The organism is Pseudomonas sp. WS 5410, from assembly GCF_012985645.1.
Taxonomy (GTDB): Bacteria; Pseudomonadota; Gammaproteobacteria; order Pseudomonadales; family Pseudomonadaceae; genus Aquipseudomonas; species Aquipseudomonas shahriarae.
This window is the reverse complement of sequence record NZ_JAAQWS010000015.1, coordinates 26,792-42,193: the sequence shown is the minus strand read 5'-3', so window position 1 is coordinate 42,193 and position 15,402 is coordinate 26,792. Positions and strand designations below refer to the sequence as shown.

Genomic DNA, 15,402 nt, shown 5'->3' with positions numbered 1-15,402 from the left:
TTATTTTTGCGCGGGCTCACGTAGGGGGCAGGTAGCAGTGCTCCTCAGCACTCCACCCAGCTGACCGCCAGGCCGCCCCGTGAAGTTTCTTTATATTTGTCATGCATATCGGCGCCGGTATCGCGCATGGTGCGGATCACCCGGTCGAGGGAAATGAAGTGTTTGCCGTCGCCACGCAGGGCCATTTGTGTGGCGTTGATGGCTTTGACGGCGGCGATGGCGTTGCGCTCGATGCAGGGCACCTGGACCAGGCCGCCGACGGGGTCGCAGGTCAGGCCGAGGTTGTGCTCCAGGCCGATTTCGGCGGCGTTTTCCAGTTGCTCGGGGGTGGCGCCGAGAATATCCGCCAGGCCCGCGGCGGCCATGGCGCAGGCCGAACCGACTTCGCCCTGGCAGCCGACTTCAGCGCCGGAGATCGAGGCGTTTTTCTTGCACAGGATGCCGACGGCGGCTGCGGCCAGGAAGAAGTTGACTACATCATCGTCGGACGCGTCGGCATTGAACTTCATGTAGTAGTGCAGCACTGCCGGAATGATCCCGGCCGCGCCGTTGGTCGGTGCGGTGACCATGCGCCCACCGGCGGCGTTTTCTTCGTTGACGGCGAGGGCGAACAGGTTGACCCACTCCATGGCCGACAAGGTCGAGGTGATCACATTCGGTTTGCCGATTTCCAGCAGGCTGCGGTGCAGTTTTGCGGCGCGGCGCGGCACATCCAGGCCGCCGGGCAAGATGCCTTCATCACGCAGGCCTTGCTCGACGCACTCGCGCATTACCGACCAGATATGCAGCAGGCCACTACGGATTTCTTCATCGCTACGCCAGGCGCGTTCGTTGGCCATCATCAATTCAGAGACACGCAGGCCATGCTTGTTGCACAGGGCCAGCAGTTCGACGGCGCTGGAAAAGTCGTAGGGCAGCTCTACATCGCTGGTGGGAGCAATACCCGACTCGGCCTCGGCCGCCTCGATGATGAAACCGCCGCCCACCGAGTAGTAGGTCTGTTCGCTCAACAGGCCGTTTGCCCCGTAGGCATGCAGGGACATGGCGTTGGGGTGGTAGGGCAGGCTTTCTTCCAGCAGCAGGAGATCGTGCTGCCAGTGGAAGGCAATTTCTTTTTGGCCTGCAAGCATTAACCTGGAGGATTCGCGCAACTGCTGGATACGCGGCCCAATCGAGGTGGGGTCAACCCGATCTGGCCATTCGCCCATCAACCCCATCACGCACGCGCGATCGGTGGCGTGGCCCACGCCGGTGGCAGACAGCGAGCCGTACAGGCGCACTTCCACGCGTTGGGTGTGCTCCAGCAATTGTTGGTTGGTGAGGGACTGGGCGAAGGTTGCCGCAGCCCGCATAGGGCCCACGGTATGGGAGCTGGATGGGCCGATGCCCACCTTGAATAGATCAAAAACGCTGATAGCCATGCTAAAGCCTTACAAGCTATGGAGTAGGAAATCGCTGCCATGTTTTGTAGGACAAGCGGAAGAGGCGCGATACTGAGCCTCTAGATCGGCACTGACCAACGAATTATCCTAAGACACCCTTTAGCAGGACTAAACTCTATGGCTCGCCCCCTGCATGCCCAGACCTATGTCTGGTTGCACGTATTTGCCTGCGCTGCACGGCATTTATCCTTTACCCGTTGCGCCGAAGAACTGCACATCACCCCTGGGGCGGTCAGCCAGCAGATTCGCCAATTGGAGGAGCGTCTGGGCTTTCGCCTGTTCCATCGCCGGGCGCGTGGCGTGGAGTTGAGTGCCGAAGGGCAGCGGCTGGCGACCACGGTAAGCGAGGCCTACGGCAGCATTGATGCCGAGTTGCAGCGCCTGGATGCGGGGATGATCAGTGGCACCCTGCGGCTGCGCTCGATTCCGTCCTTTCTGGGCAAATGGTTGACGCCGCGTTTGCCGCGTTTGCAGCAGCGTTTCCCGGATATCCAGTTACGGTTGGTGGCCGAGGACAGCAGCATTGCCTTGCACGAAGGCGACTTTGATCTGGCCATCGACCTCAACGACGGCAGTTATCCCGGTTTGTTATCCACAGCCTTGCTCGACGAGCAGATATTCCCGGTGTGCGCGCCAAGCCTGTTGCGCGGGCGGCCGCCGCTGCACGGTCCGGCCGACCTGGCCCACTTCCCGCTGTTGCACGACATCACGGCCTGGCGTGGGAGTTATGAATACGCCGAGTGGGAGTTTTACCTGAATGCGATCGGCTATCCCGACGCCGACGTGCGACGTGGGCACACCTTTAACCGCAACCACCTGACCATCGAGGCGGCGATTGCCGGCATGGGCGTGGCGATTGCCCGGCGCACCCTGCTCAATGACGAATTGGAGCGCGGCACCCTGATCGTGCCATTCGGCCTTGCGGTGCCGAATCACAAGCGCTATGTGCTGCTGTATGCGCCAGGCGCGCTGAACCATCCCGGCGTGCGTGCGGTGCATGATTGGCTGGTGGAAGAGGCGGGGATTTTTCGCGGATTGCACCCCTTGGGAGAGGGTCAATTGTGAGGAATTACGCAGGTAGGTGGGGATACCCAACTCCCGAAGATAACAGCGCTTTGGGCGGCTGTCAGGCTTAATTTGTAATGTAGGATTTATCTTTGCATAGGGGTTGAATTGTTCCTTCAGGTGCTCAATTGTGTAGTTAAGAGGTCATGGTTTCACCGCATCGGTGTTGCAGTTGTGATCTCTGGCGAGCTAGCTGAAATAAGGGAAACACTATGCAAATCCAAGTCAACAGCGACAACCATATTGAAAGCAGCATCCGACTGGAGGAGTGGGTACGTACTACCATTGAGAGCACGCTCGAACGTTATGAAGAAGACCTGACCCGCGTCGAGGTCTACCTGCGGGATGAGAACGGCGACAAGCCGGGCCCCCATGATTTGAGTTGCCGCCTGGAAGCGCGGCCAAAGGGCCATCAACCGATTTCGGTCATCCATAAAGCCGACACCCTGGAACAAGCGATCGACGGGGCGGCCACCAAGCTGGATAACGCGCTGGAGCATCTGTTCGGCAGACTGCAAGGCAAGCCGCGTGCAGAGAAACGCACGCCCAACAACCAAGTCGATGAAGCCGGGCTTGAAGAGGAATTCCTGGAAAACGAACAGGCTGCGCTTAACAGCTGATTGCTGACTGTTTTTCAACCCCATACAAAACGGGCCTGCAGATGCAGGCCCGTTTTTTTTGTGGCTGATAGGTATCAAATGTCGGAGCTGGCCAGCAGTGTGTTCAGGATCTTTGCCGGCCCGTCAGAACGCGACTGAGGTCTGCACATACACGGTGCGCGGTTCTCCCACGTATTTGCCCTTGTTGTTATCGTCAAACGAACGGGTGAAGTACTGGGTGTTGAAGATGTTTTTCACCCCCACCGCCACATTCAGATCCGACAACTGCGGGCCGAAGTCGTATGCCGCGCGGCTGCTGAACAGCATGTAGCCGGGGATGCGCCCATTGCTGCCATCCACGCTTTCGGCCTGGGTGTTGGCGTTATCGGCGAATTGGCTGCTCTGGTAGGTGCTGTCCAGGTTCAACTTCCATTGGCCTTCGGTGTAGCCCACGCCCAGGGTGCCTTTGTGCTTGGACGAGAAGGGCACGCGGTTGCCTTTGTTCGGGCCGTCTTCGCGGATGGTTGCATCGACATAGGCGTAGCTGGCGTACACATCAAAGCCAGCCAGCGCCGGGCTCAAGCCGTCGAGGGCGTAATTGACGCTGGACTCGATACCCTGGTGCCGCGTTTCGCCCCGGGCGATCACCGAGTCGTTGGTCTGGTTGCTTTCGTACTGGTTGTCGAAGTTGATCAGGAACGCGCCGATTTCTGCGCGCAGCGCGCCATTGTCGTAGCGCGTGCCGACTTCCCAGGTGCGGGCCTTTTCTGGCTTGACCGCACCGCTGCTCACACGGTTGGGCATCTGGCTGTACTGCACGCTGCCGAAGGAACCTTCGGTGTTGGCGTACAGGTTCCAGTCGTCGGTCAGGTGATACAGCACGTTCAACGCCGGCAGGGCGGTGTTGTAGTCACCCTTGTATTTGACGTCGGTCAGGTTGTTGGTCTGCTGGGACTTGATCATCTCGTAGCGGATGCCCGGGGTCACGGTCCATTTGCCGATATCGATCCGGTCGTCGATAAAGAACGCGTTGGCTTCGGTGCCACCCCGGGTGTCGCGGTCGTTGCGGCTGTCGGTGTTGGGCAGTTGCTGGTTGGCGCTGATCGGCGTGCGGTAGCGCAATTCATGCCCGGCCTCGTTGATGTAGCGGTAGCCCACGCCCACCTCGTGGCTGCTCGGGCCGAGGTCGAAGCCTTGGGCCAGGCGGGTTTCCAGGCCGCGTACCCAGTATTCGCGCGGCGACAGCGAAAGGAAGCTGCCCTGGTCCAGATAACCGCTGCGCAAGGTCTTGGTAAAGAAGCTGTTGACGGTGAATTCCCGGCGATCTTCCTGGTAGCGATAGCCTACGTTGAACATCGTACGGCGGCCCCAGAACTTGTCGTAGGGCCGGGTGGATTGATACGGGTCGGCCTTGTAGGCCGCCGTGCTCAAGCCACCGGGCATATCGGCCTGACCCTCGTAGTACTGGGCCATGGCATTGAAGCTGTTGGCTTCGTCCAGCTGGTAGTGGCCCTTGAGGATCAGGTCGTCGATTTGGGTGTCGCTGTGTTCACGCCAGTCACCGCCGCGGGTGCCGGAATACAGCAGCGCGCCGCCCAGGCCATTGTCGGCGGTGCCGCCGGCCAGCAGGTTGCCGGTGGTCTTGAAGCCATCGTGGCTGGAAGACGGGCTGGTCTCGGTCTGCAGGCCGCCCTTGACCGTCGGTGCATCGGGAATTGCCCGAGTCACGAAGTTGACCACACCGCCGACGTTCTGCGGCCCGTAGCGTACCGCGCCACCGCCGCGCACCACGTCCACGGCATCCATGTTGCCCATGCTGATGGGCGCGAACGACAGCTGCGGCTGGCCATACGGCGCGAAAGGCACCGGAATGCCGTCCATCAATACCGTCGAGCGCGACGCCAGGCGCGGGTTGAGCCCGCGAATGCCGAAGTTCAGCGCCATGTCGTGGCTGCCGGTGCCGTTGTTTTCCGGCGCGTTGACCCCGGGAATACGGTTGAGCACGTCACGGGCCTGGGTTGCGCCCTGGCGCTCGAATTCTTCACGACGGATCACATCACGGGCGCCGGGGTGTTCGAACACATTGATCTGCGCCGCATCGCCGAGCCAGTCGCCCACCACATTGGAGGTGCCCAGCTCCAGGGGGGCCGGCGCGTTCAGGGGTTGCAGGCTATAGGCATTGTCACCTTCGGCGCGGGCTTGCAGGCCGGTGCCCTTGAGCAATGCGTTCAAACCTTGCTCGGTGGTGTAGTTGCCCTGCAGGCCCTGGCTTTGCGCGCCGGCAGTCACTTCGGAGCCAAACGAAATCAGCACGCCAGCCTCACGCCCAAATTGATTCAATGCCGCTTCCAGAGACGCCGGGGCGATGTGATAAGGCTTGGCCTCGGCCGCCAGGGCGTAAGGCAGGGCGCTGAAACTGAGGCTGGCGCCCAGCAGCAAGTGGCGCAGCGTACGGGCAAGTGGCGTCAGGCGAGTCGGTTGCTGGGGCATGAAGAACGTTCCTCAGAGGTGGGAAACAGGGTGGCTTTCCCTCTCTGTCACGCGAGGTACGGAAAACGGCTCACGGGTGTCGAAAATAATTCAGGCGCGGGCTTCGACGCTGACCCAATAGCGGGTAAACCGCCGCACTTTGACTGGCAGGCTGATTTGCAGCAGGTCGAGGATGCGTTCGCTGTCGTCCAGCGGGTAGCTGCCGGAGATCAGCAGGTTGGCCACCTGCGGATCACACTGCAATTGGCCGCGGCGATAACGGCTCAGTTCCTCGAGGAAATCTGCCAGGCGCATGTGCGATGCCACCAGCATGCCGTCGGCCCAGGCACCCGTGTTGGCATCGGTGAGGCGCGGGGTATCCCAACCTTTGCGGGTGAGGTTGACCTGGTGGGATTTTTCCAGGGGCAGGGGCAGGCCGCTGTAGGACCTGGGTGCAATCTCCACCTGGCCATCCAGCACCGCGACCTGGGTGTGATCGTTGAACTGACGCACATTCACCTGTGCCGCCTGGGTGCTGACGACGCCCTGGCCGGTGATGATCTGCAACGGGGTGCTGGTGCGCAGCAATATCTCGCCTTCGAGCAGGCGGATCAGGCGCTGTGGGCCATCGAATTGCACATCCACCGCACTGGCAGTATTGAGTTGCAGCTGGCTGCCGTCGGCCAGTTGTACCTTGCGGCGCTGGCCGAGGGGGCTGCGGTAGTCGGCGGTCAGCGGCGGGATCAAGTGCTGCTGGCGCAAGCCCCACGTAGCCGCCGAGCCGACGCCGAGGATCAGCAGCAGTTTCAGGGCCTGGCGCCGGCTGCTGGATTGCGGTGCGTTCAACGCCGCATGGGCCAGGGGCGAGGGCATGCCGCGCAGGCGTTGGTTGACCCGCTGAATATGCTCCCACGCCCGTTGATGCTCGCTGTGGGCCTCCAGCCAGTGTTGCCATTTGGCCTGTTGGCGCGGGTTGAGCGGGCCTTGCTGCATTTGCATCAGCCATTGCACCGCCTGTTCGGCGACCTGGGTCGAGAAGTGTGTGGTGGGGTTCATAGGGCGAAATAGCAGCGCATGGCCGCTTTGTTCAGATGACGTTTGACGGTGGCGATGGAAATCCCCAGTTCGGCAGCGATTTGCGCGTAGGTCAGGCCATCGAGCTGGGCCAGCAGGAAGGCGCGTTTGACCAGTACGGGCAAACCGTCGAGCAACTGGTCCAGCTCCATCAGGGTTTGCAGGATGATCGCCCGCTCTTCTTCTGATGGCGCAGCAAGTTCAGGCATTTGCGCCAGGGCGTCGAGGTAGGCGCGCTCCAGGTCCTGGCGGCGGTAGTGGTTGAACAGCACGCGCTTGGCGATGGTGGTGAGGAAGGCGCGGGGCTCGATCAGCGTCGGGGTTTCGCGGGCGCTCAACACCCGGATAAACGTGTCCTGGGCCAGGTCGGCGGCGCTGTGCGGGCAGCCGAGCTTGCGTCGCAACCAGCCGGTCAGCCAGTGGTGATGGTCGTGATACAGGACTTCGACGGTATTGGACGGCCGCAACGCGAACACTCCGGCAGCATCTGCATGCTTTAGATAACGAGAATTGTTCGCATTGTAGAGTGGCCAGGTGGCATTCGGCAATCAGCACAGGACCGATAGCCGTTTTAAAGCCGACACAAAACCCTGTGGGTATTCGCTTCATCCGTTCTCTTTTGCTTATAAGAATAATTATCATTAAACTCCCGCCCCTGATAACCAGGTGCCACTGGCATGAAAAGCAAAGCATCACTTCCTGTTTCCTATCGTCTCGGCGTGACGTCGCGGGTGCTGGCGGCTGTGGTCGGTGGCTATGTGCTGGCGTCCCTGGCCAGCGTGTGCCTGACCTTGTGGCTGCCAATCTCCCGCGCCGATGCGGTGGTCAGCGGCATGCTCAGTTCCTTTGTGTTCTACCTGCTGGCGGTGATCTGGTGTTTTGCCTGCCGCAGTGCCGCCCGCGCCTGGTTTGGCGTGCTGGTGCCCTGCGCGATACTGGCCACCCTGGCAGGCCTGGCCTATTGGATGGCGCGCCCATGAAAGAGGGTTTCCGTCAGGCCATGGCCTGGTTGCACACCTGGGCCGGGTTGATTTTCGGCTGGTTGCTGTTCGCGATTTTCCTCACCGGCACCCTGGCTTACTTCAAGGGCGAAATCACCCACTGGATGCAGCCGGAAGTGCCCGCCCATGCGGTGGACGATGCACGCAGTGTGGCCGTGGCGCAAAGCTATCTGGAACAGCACGCCCCCACGGCGGCGCGTTGGTTTATCGGCCTGCCCAACAGCCGCGACCCCGGTTTGTCGGTGATGTGGCAAGACAAGGTCGACCCTGGCCGGCGCGGCAATTTCATTGAAAAAATGCTCGACCCGGTCTCCGGCGAGCAACTCCAGGCCCGGGAAACCATGGGCGGCGAGTTCTTCTACCGGTTCCACTTCCAGTTGCAGATGCCTCACCCGTGGGGTCGCTGGTTGTCGACCATTGCGGCGATGGTGATGTTCGTCGCGCTGATCACCGGGATCATCACCCACAAGAAAATCTTCAAGGACTTCTTCACCTTCCGCCCGCGCAAGGGCCAGCGCTCCTGGCTCGATGGGCACAACGCGGTGGGTGTGCTGGTGTTGCCGTTCCACCTGATGATCACCTACAGCAGTCTGGTGATTTTCATGACCATGGTCATGCCCGCCAGCATCCTTGCGTCCTATGACGGCGACACCCGCGCCTTCTTCAATGAATTGTTCCCTTCCACCAACAACGCACCGGCCCTCGGCCAGCCGGGCAAGCTGCTGCCCTTGGCGCCGCTGGTAGAACAGGCACGGGCGCAGTGGGACGGTGGGCACGTGGGGCGGCTGGCGGTGAACAACCCCGGCGATGTGAATGCCGCAGTCAATGTCTCCCGCGCCGGTTCTGACCGGGTGGTGCATGATTTCGGCAGCACCGTGTCCTTTAATGGCTCCACCGGCGAACTGCTGCGGGTGAGTGCCGAACAGTCGCTGCCGAAGGCGATCAGCGGCAGCTTCTATGGCCTGCACATGGGGCACTTCGCCGGCCCGCTGCTGCGCTGGTTGTACTTTATCTGCGGCCTGGCGGGCACGGCGATGATTGGCACCGGCCTGGTGATCTGGCTGGGCAAGCGTCAGCTCAAGCATGTAAAGACCGGGGTGATGCCGTTTGAGTTGCGCCTGGTGGAAGTGCTGAACATTGCCAGCATGTCCGGGCTGGTCATCGCCATTGCCGCGTTTTTCTGGGCCAATCGCCTGCTGCCTGTGAGCTTCGCCGAACGCTCGGACTGGGAAGTGCAAAGTTTCTTTATCGCTTGGGGCCTGACCCTGCTCCATGCCATGTTGCGGCGTGGCCGCCGTGCCTGGATCGAGCAATTGGGCCTGGGCGCCGTGCTGTTTATGGCGGTGCCGCTGCTCAATGCGCTGACCACCTCCGAGCATCTGGGCGTGTCAGTGGCCAAGGGTGATTGGGCCATGGCCGGCTTTGACCTGACCTGCCTGGGCAGCGGCCTGTTCCTGGCCTGGGCCGCTTGGAAAATGCAATACCGCAGCGCCGCCCAGCCCCGGGCCGAGCGCGCCCGCCCACTGACCCTCAAAAGCGAGGTGCACTGATGTTGCTGGCCTTGTTGCTGTGCTATGCGGGCTTTGTTGCACTGTGCCTGTCCCTGGACCGTCACCATGGCGAGTTGCTGCACAGCAAACCTTCGCCACGGCGGCGCCTGGGGTTGCGCGTGGGCGGTTGGTTGTTGCTGGGGTTGTCGATCTGGCCGGCGGTACACATGGCCGGCTGGAGCCGGGGCCTGGTGGACTGGTGCGCGGTGCTGATGCTCAGCGGGCTGTTGCTGGTGCTGCTGTTGCCGTATCGGCCAAGGCTGGCCCTGGTTCTCGCGGGCGTCGGCCTGCTGGTCAGCCCCGTTGCGGCTTTCGCGACCCTCTGAGCGCCTTTTGATGATCGCCACGCCGCCCGAGTCCCAGGATCAGCCCCACGCAGAAGCGTCGGGCGGGCGCGCACATTTCCTGCAGGTATTTTTGTCCCAGCGTTCACAGATGGAGGCGTTGGTCAGTCGCCGCGTAGGCTGCCGGGCGACGGCAGCGGACCTGGTACAGGACCTGTTTCTGCGTTTCTGGCGCCGGCCCCTGGTGCAGGTCGAAGAACTCAGCACCTACCTGCTGCGCTGCGCCGGCAATATCGCCATCGACCACCTGCGCAGCGAAAACGCGCGGGTGCGCGGCACTGAAGGCTGGATGCCGGAGCAGCACGACCATCACAGCTCCGAGCCCCAGGCCGCGCTGGAAGCGGGCAACGATCTGCGCCATGTCGAAGCGGCGCTGCGCAGCTTGCCGGAGCGTACGCGGCAGATCTTTTTGCTCAACCGCATCCACGGGCGCAAATACGCAGAAATCGCCAAGGCCATGGGCCTGTCCCAAAGTGCCGTGGAAAAACATATGATGCGCGCCCTCGAGGCCTGCAAAGCCAGCCTTCGGCAAGCCCATCCGCCACGCTCGCCAGGGAAAGCACCGTGAACGTCACCCCGACACCCGCCCAGGAACAGGCCGCCCTGGCCTGGCTCAGCCTGCTGCACGATGCGCCGAGCAGTGGCGACCAGGCTACCTTCAGCCACTGGTTGCGTGCCGACCCGGCCCATGTCGAGGCGTATGCCCAGGCCCAGGTGCTGTGGGAACTGAGCGAAGTCCCGGCGAGTACTCTGGCTGACGAAGACGCGTTGGCCTTGCAGCGTTACCTCAAGGCCATGGACGGTGCGAAAGGCTCCCGCATGCGCCGCTGGTCTGCAGCGCTGGCAGTGGCGGCGTGCCTGGTGCTGATGGTGTCGCTGGGCGCGGGGTGGCAGCCGCAGCGCTGGGTCGATGACCTGGGCGCCGATTACGTCAGTGCGCCGGGTGAAGTCAAAACCGTGACCCTGGCTGATCAAAGCCAAGTCACCCTGGATGCCGACAGCGCGATTGCCGTGGATTTCAGTCACGGTGAGCGGCATATCCAATTGCGTCGCGGTGCCGGTTTCTTCAGCGTGGCCCACACCGGGCAAGCCTTTGTGGTGCACGCCGACAGCGGCGAAGTGCGGGTGCTGGGCACCCAATTTGAAGTGCGCCTGCAACCGGCGGGCGCCCAGGTGACGGTGCTGTCGGGGCGGGTAGGGGTTACGCCGTCGGCCCAGGGTCCTCAGCAAATACTGACGGCCGGCCAGCAAGTGGCCTACGCCGAGGGTGTGGCTGATGAGCGGCATGCGGTGGACAGTGAATCGCGCCTGGGCTGGCGCGATGGCTGGCTCAACTACTACAAGACCCCGCTGGCCGATGTGGTCAAGGACCTGGGCCGTTACTACCCCGGCCGCATCCTGCTGTTCAATGACGAACTCGGCGCCCGCCGGGTCAGCGGCAGCTTTCCGAGCAAAGACCCCGAGGCGGTGCTCAAGGCATTGCAAGCGGTGCTGGGCTTTGAGCAGCACAGTGTGTTGGGGCGGTTGATCGTGGTCCGCTAAAAACCAGCCCCACAGGAATCGTGAACGCCTGAAGAGAAAGTTGATAATTATTCTTATTTGCATTTATGATATGTTATTACATTCATGCAAAGGAGCCACCCTATGAAAGTCCTGTCCTCCCTCAAAGAAGCCAAGAACCGTCATCGCGACTGCCAGATCGTCAAGCGCCGGGGGCGGATCTATGTGATCTGCAAATCCAACCCACGCTTCAAGGCCCGGCAGGGCGGGGCGAAAAACAAGAATAAAGGCTGATGTTGAAATTATTTTCAATTTCACCTGAGGTAAAACCCCACGCCATCCGTGTAGTGCTTGAAACTGCGATCAATTCGCATTAACAGCGTTTTCTACACGGGTTCTCAAGCATGAAGTCCAGGGCAAAATCGGCGGTAGGCGGTTCGGTTAAACAGTGGCTGGGAGCCTCCCTTCTGGCCGCTTCAGGCCTGGCATTACAACCCCTGAGCCTGGCGCAAGCGGCGCAGGAGCAGAGCGCAGTCTTCAGCTTTGCGCTGCCGGCCAAGCCGTTGCCCCAGGCCCTGAGCGATTTCAGCCGGGTGACCGGCATCAGCGTGGTCTACACCGACGAAGCCCCCTACACCCTCAACGCCCCGGCCGTCAGTGGGCAGATGAGTGCCGCCCAGGCTCTGCAGCGCCTGCTGGGCAACTCCGGCTTGACCTTCCGCCAGATCGACGCCCGCACCCTGGCCCTGGAACCGCTGCCTAGCGAAGGCGCGGTCAACCTCGGCGCCACCACCATCAGCGGTGTCAACCAGCAGCAAACCACCAGCTACCAGCCACCGCCCACCAGCTCGGTGATGCGCTCCCAGGGCTTGCTGCTGGAAACCCCGCAAACCGTGAACATGGTGCCGGCCCAGGTGATGCGCGACCAGGTGCCGCGCAACCTCGATGATGCCTTGGCCAACATCAGCGGCATCACCCAGACCAACACCTTGGGCAGCACCCAGGATGCGGTGATGCTGCGTGGCTTTGGCGACAACCGCAATGGCTCGGTGATGCGCGACGGCATGCCCGTGGTGCAAGGCCGGGCGCTGAACGAAACCGCCGAGCGCGTGGAAGTGCTCAAGGGCCCGGCATCGTTGCTATATGGCATCCAGGACCCGGGCGGGGTGATCAACATTGTCAGCAAGAAACCCGAACTGACCCAGTCCACCGCCTTGACCGTGCGTGGCTCGACCTATGGCAGCGGCAAGAACGGCAGCGGCGGCAACCTCGACACCACCGGCCCGTTGGGCGACAGCGGCCTGGCTTACCGCTTGATCGTCGACCATCAGGATGAGGACTACTGGCGCAACTTCGGCACCTATCGCGAAAGCCTGATCGCGCCGTCCCTGGCCTGGTACGGCGACACCACCCAGGTGCTGCTGGCCTACGAGCACCGCGAATTTCTCTCGCCGTTCGACCGTGGCACGGCCATCGACCCCAAGACCAATCACCCGCTGGACATCCCCGCCACGCGCCGCCTGGATGAGCCCTTCAACAATATGGAAGGCCGCTCGGACCTGTATCGCGTCCAAGTCGACCACGACCTGAACGACGACTGGAAGGCCCACTTCGGCTACAGCTGGAACCGCGAAACCTACGACGCCAGCCAGGTGCGTGTGACTAAGGTCAATGCCAATGGCACCTTGACGCGCAACATGGACGGCACCCAGGGCGCGCTGACCACCGACCGCTTCACCACCGTGAGCCTTGAAGGCAAGGTGGACGTGGCCGGCATGCGCCATGACCTGGTATTCGGCCTGGATGACGAGTACCGCAAAATCTACCGCGCCGACCTGATCCGCCAGGCCAGCCGCAGCGTGTTCAACTACAACGACCCGGTGTACGGCCGCGAAGTGGCGGGCACCAACGTCAGCGCGCCGGACAGCAACCAGACCGACCTGCTGCGCAGCGATTCGGTGTTTTTCCAGGACGCCATTCACCTCACCGACCAGTGGATCCTGGTCGGCGGTGCGCGCTTCCAGGCATACGACCAATACGCCGGCAAGGGCCGCCCGTTCACGGCCAACACCAACAGCAACGGCCAGAAGTGGGTGCCTCGTGCCGGCCTGGTGTATCGCTACACCGATGAGCTGTCGTTCTATGGCAGCTACACCGAATCGTTCAAACCCAACTCCACCATTGCGCCGCTGGACAACAAGATGGTGATCGACGGCAGCATCGCCCCGGAACAGTCCAAATCCTGGGAGCTGGGGGCCAAGCTCGATATGCCAGGGCGTATTACCGCTAACGTGGCCTTGTTTGATATCCAAAAACGCAACGTGCTGGTGTCGATCACCGAGGGCGCGACCTCGATCTACAGCGTCGCCGGCAAGGTGCGCTCCCGTGGCCTGGAAATGGACCTGAGTGGGCAGTTGACCGACCAGTGGAGCCTGATCGGCAGCTATGCCTACACCGATGCCGAGGTCACCGAAGACCCGACCTACAAAGGCAAGGGCCTGCAGAACGTGGCGAAAAACTCCGGCTCTGTTTCAGCCGTATATGACTTCGGCACCATCGTCGGCGGCGACCAATTGCGCGTCGGTGCCGGTGCGCGTTATGTGGGCGAGCGGGCCGGCGATGCCCTCAACAGCTTCGACCTGCCGGGCTACACCGTGGCCGATGCGTTTGCCACCTATGACACCAAGGTTGACGGGCAGAAGGTCAAGTTCCAGCTCAATGTGAAGAACCTGTTTGACCGTACCTACTACACCTCGGCCGTCAGCCGCTTGTTTGTGTCCATGGGCGATGCGCGCCAGGTGTCGTTGTCCAGTACCCTGGAGTTCTGACCGTCGGCGATGACGCTGGCGGCCTGAGCTGCTAGCGTTGCGCTCTTTGATGATTGCCGGGACGGTTTGATGCAGTTGGGACGATGGATACACACCAGCGCCATGCTGGTGGGCGTGAGCCTGTTATTGGGTGGCTGTGCCACGCCTTCGAAAACCGGCGAACAGGCGCTGGACCAATTGTTGGCTGATCCTGCCTTGGCGGGTGCCAGTGTTTCGCTGATGGTGCGTGATGCTCGCAGCGGCAACACGCTGTACCAGCACAACCCACGCACGCGGCTGGTGCCGGCCTCCAGCCTGAAACTGCTGACCACTGCGGCGGCCATGGATGTACTGGGCCCGCAGTATCGGTTTTCTACGCAGTTGTTGAGCAATGGCAGCCAACAGGGCACGCGCCTGCTGGGCAACCTGTACCTGCGGGGGCTGGGTGACCCGACGATCCAGTGGGCGGATTACCAGGCGCTGGCGGCGAGCCTCGCCGCCCAGGGCATCCGTCAGGTCCAGGGCGATATGGTGTTCGATGACAGCTGGTTCGACGCCGAGCGCTTGGGTGTGGATTGGGCCCATGACGACGAAGACAAGTATTACGGCGCGCAGATTTCCGCGCTGACCGTGTCACCCAATGCTGATTTTGATGCGGGCACCTTGATCGTCACGGCCAAGGCGCCCACAACGGTCGGCCAGCCGCTGGATGTCACCCTGAGTCCGCCCACCGACTATGTACAGCTCAGCAACCTGGCCGTCAGCGGCCCGGGCAATAGCTATGGGCTCAATCGCCAGCATGGCAGCAACCTGCTGCGCCTGAGCGGCGCGTTACCGCCGGGCAAGCAAAGCCGCCAATGGGTCAGCGTGTGGGAGCCGACGCAACTGGTGGCCAATCTGTTTGCCCAGGCCTTGGCGGAGCAGGGGATCAGCGTGCAGGGGCGGCGGGTGATCGGTGGTGTGAGTCCGGCGACCGCCACTGTCCTGGCAACACACCAGTCGGCACCGTTGCAGGAGCTGATCAGGCCCTTGCTCAAACTGTCCAATAACAGCATGGCCGAAGCGCTGCTCAAGGCCATGGGGCGCCAGCAGGCGAATGCTGGCACGGCGGCGGCCGGGGTTGCGGCGGTGGCCGACTTTATCAAGCGCCAGGGCCTGGACCCGGCAACATTAAGCCAGGTGGATGGCTCGGGTTTGTCGCGACGTAATCTGGTGTCGGCGCAGAACTTCACCGACCTGTTGCTGGCCATTAACAAGCAGCCGTGGTTCAACGCCTGGTACGACGCACTGCCCATCGCCGGCAACCCGGACCGCCTGGACGGCGGCAGCCTGCGTTACCGCCTGCGCGGGACAGCGGCGCAAAACAACCTGCAGGCCAAGACGGGGTCGATGGGTGGGGTGTCTTCGTTGACGGGCTACATCACCGATGCGGGTGGGCGGCGGTTGGTGTTTTCGATGCTGACCAACAACTATGTGGTGCAGGGGAGCCGGATCAAGGCGCTGGAAGATCGACTCGCCGTGGTCCTGGCACAAAGCCTCGATTGAAACCCG

At 62.2% G+C, this 15,402-nt stretch carries 14 protein-coding genes; 10 read left to right on the top strand and 4 right to left on the bottom strand.

What is annotated here, in order from left to right; genetic code table 11:
- Positions 1-44: 44 nt before the first annotated feature.
- Entirely contained in the window at positions 45-1,421 is a 1,377-nt protein-coding gene (locus tag HBO24_RS20610) for an L-serine ammonia-lyase (RefSeq protein ID WP_170060205.1), read from the bottom strand.
- Positions 1,422-1,559: 138 nt separating this feature from the next.
- Between HBO24_RS20610 and HBO24_RS20605 the strand changes: the two genes are divergently transcribed.
- Together HBO24_RS20605 and HBO24_RS20600 are read left to right on the top strand one after the other, a co-directional pair.
- Complete coding sequence (locus HBO24_RS20605; protein ID WP_057437845.1) at positions 1,560-2,507, top strand: LysR substrate-binding domain-containing protein; 948 nt, start codon at positions 1,560-1,562, stop codon at positions 2,505-2,507.
- Positions 2,508-2,719: 212 nt separating this feature from the next.
- Positions 2,720-3,127: an HPF/RaiA family ribosome-associated protein gene (locus tag HBO24_RS20600; RefSeq protein ID WP_057437847.1), complete on the top strand. Its 408-nt coding sequence runs from the start codon at positions 2,720-2,722 to the stop codon at positions 3,125-3,127.
- A gap of 123 nt (positions 3,128-3,250) precedes the next feature.
- On the opposite strand, the gene fecA is transcribed toward HBO24_RS20600, so the two are convergent.
- From fecA to HBO24_RS20585, 3 genes are all read right to left on the bottom strand, one after another.
- Complete coding sequence (fecA, locus tag HBO24_RS20595; protein ID WP_120731692.1) at positions 3,251-5,596, bottom strand: TonB-dependent Fe(3+) dicitrate receptor FecA; 2,346 nt, start codon at positions 5,594-5,596, stop codon at positions 3,251-3,253.
- A gap of 90 nt (positions 5,597-5,686) precedes the next feature.
- Complete coding sequence (locus HBO24_RS20590) at positions 5,687-6,631, bottom strand: FecR family protein (protein ID WP_057958344.1); 945 nt, start codon at positions 6,629-6,631, stop codon at positions 5,687-5,689.
- Positions 6,628-7,116, bottom strand: coding sequence for a sigma-70 family RNA polymerase sigma factor (locus HBO24_RS20585; RefSeq protein ID WP_057438029.1), 489 nt, complete (start codon positions 7,114-7,116; stop codon positions 6,628-6,630). The genes HBO24_RS20590 and HBO24_RS20585 overlap by 4 nt, the downstream gene beginning before the upstream one ends.
- Positions 7,117-7,326: 210 nt before the next feature.
- Between HBO24_RS20585 and HBO24_RS20580 the strand changes: the two genes are divergently transcribed.
- The 8 genes from HBO24_RS20580 to dacB all read left to right on the top strand — a co-directional run bounded on the left by HBO24_RS20580 (position 7,327) and on the right by dacB (position 15,396).
- On the top strand, positions 7,327-7,629 hold the full coding sequence (locus HBO24_RS20580) for a DUF3649 domain-containing protein (protein WP_057437853.1): 303 nt from the start codon (positions 7,327-7,329) through the stop codon (positions 7,627-7,629).
- The gene (locus HBO24_RS20575; RefSeq protein ID WP_170060204.1) at positions 7,626-9,200 is read left to right on the top strand and encodes a PepSY-associated TM helix domain-containing protein; all 1,575 of its coding nucleotides are present in this window, start codon (positions 7,626-7,628) and stop codon (positions 9,198-9,200) included. Before HBO24_RS20580 ends, HBO24_RS20575 begins: the two co-directional genes overlap by 4 nt.
- Positions 9,200-9,526: a DUF3325 domain-containing protein gene (locus HBO24_RS20570; RefSeq protein ID WP_057437857.1), complete on the top strand. Its 327-nt coding sequence runs from the start codon at positions 9,200-9,202 to the stop codon at positions 9,524-9,526. Before HBO24_RS20575 ends, HBO24_RS20570 begins: the two co-directional genes overlap by 1 nt.
- Before the next feature lie 7 nt (positions 9,527-9,533).
- The gene (locus tag HBO24_RS20565; protein WP_115127456.1) at positions 9,534-10,112 is read left to right on the top strand and encodes an RNA polymerase sigma factor; all 579 of its coding nucleotides are present in this window, start codon (positions 9,534-9,536) and stop codon (positions 10,110-10,112) included.
- Positions 10,109-11,086 carry a FecR family protein gene (locus HBO24_RS20560; protein WP_057958349.1) on the top strand — a complete coding sequence of 326 codons (978 nt, stop codon included), beginning with the start codon at positions 10,109-10,111 and terminating at the stop codon, positions 11,084-11,086. The genes HBO24_RS20565 and HBO24_RS20560 overlap by 4 nt, the downstream gene beginning before the upstream one ends.
- 102 nt (positions 11,087-11,188) lie before the next feature.
- Complete coding sequence (gene ykgO, locus HBO24_RS20555; RefSeq protein ID WP_020297337.1) at positions 11,189-11,338, top strand: type B 50S ribosomal protein L36; 150 nt, start codon at positions 11,189-11,191, stop codon at positions 11,336-11,338.
- A 110-nt stretch (positions 11,339-11,448) separates the two neighbouring features.
- Positions 11,449-13,872, top strand: a complete 2,424-nt coding sequence (locus tag HBO24_RS20550) for a TonB-dependent receptor (RefSeq protein ID WP_170060203.1) — start codon at positions 11,449-11,451, stop codon at positions 13,870-13,872.
- 69 nt (positions 13,873-13,941) lie between these two features.
- Positions 13,942-15,396, top strand: a complete 1,455-nt coding sequence (gene dacB, locus HBO24_RS20545; protein ID WP_115127458.1) for a D-alanyl-D-alanine carboxypeptidase/D-alanyl-D-alanine-endopeptidase — start codon at positions 13,942-13,944, stop codon at positions 15,394-15,396.
- Positions 15,397-15,402 lie beyond the last annotated feature (6 nt).

Coding starts and splice junctions, on each gene's coding strand:
- ykgO (WP_020297337.1), top strand. CDS start 11,189: ATGAAAGTCCTGTCCTCCCTCAAAGAAGCCAAGAACCGTCATCGCGAC.
- HBO24_RS20550 (WP_170060203.1), top strand. CDS start 11,449: ATGAAGTCCAGGGCAAAATCGGCGGTAGGCGGTTCGGTTAAACAGTGG.
- HBO24_RS20605 (WP_057437845.1), top strand. CDS start 1,560: ATGGCTCGCCCCCTGCATGCCCAGACCTATGTCTGGTTGCACGTATTT.
- HBO24_RS20570 (WP_057437857.1), top strand. CDS start 9,200: ATGTTGCTGGCCTTGTTGCTGTGCTATGCGGGCTTTGTTGCACTGTGC.
- HBO24_RS20590 (WP_057958344.1), bottom strand. CDS start 6,631: ATGAACCCCACCACACACTTCTCGACCCAGGTCGCCGAACAGGCGGTG.
- HBO24_RS20580 (WP_057437853.1), top strand. CDS start 7,327: ATGAAAAGCAAAGCATCACTTCCTGTTTCCTATCGTCTCGGCGTGACG.
- HBO24_RS20575 (WP_170060204.1), top strand. CDS start 7,626: ATGAAAGAGGGTTTCCGTCAGGCCATGGCCTGGTTGCACACCTGGGCC.
- HBO24_RS20600 (WP_057437847.1), top strand. CDS start 2,720: ATGCAAATCCAAGTCAACAGCGACAACCATATTGAAAGCAGCATCCGA.
- fecA (WP_120731692.1), bottom strand. CDS start 5,596: ATGCCCCAGCAACCGACTCGCCTGACGCCACTTGCCCGTACGCTGCGC.
- HBO24_RS20610 (WP_170060205.1), bottom strand. CDS start 1,421: ATGGCTATCAGCGTTTTTGATCTATTCAAGGTGGGCATCGGCCCATCC.
- dacB (WP_115127458.1), top strand. CDS start 13,942: ATGCAGTTGGGACGATGGATACACACCAGCGCCATGCTGGTGGGCGTG.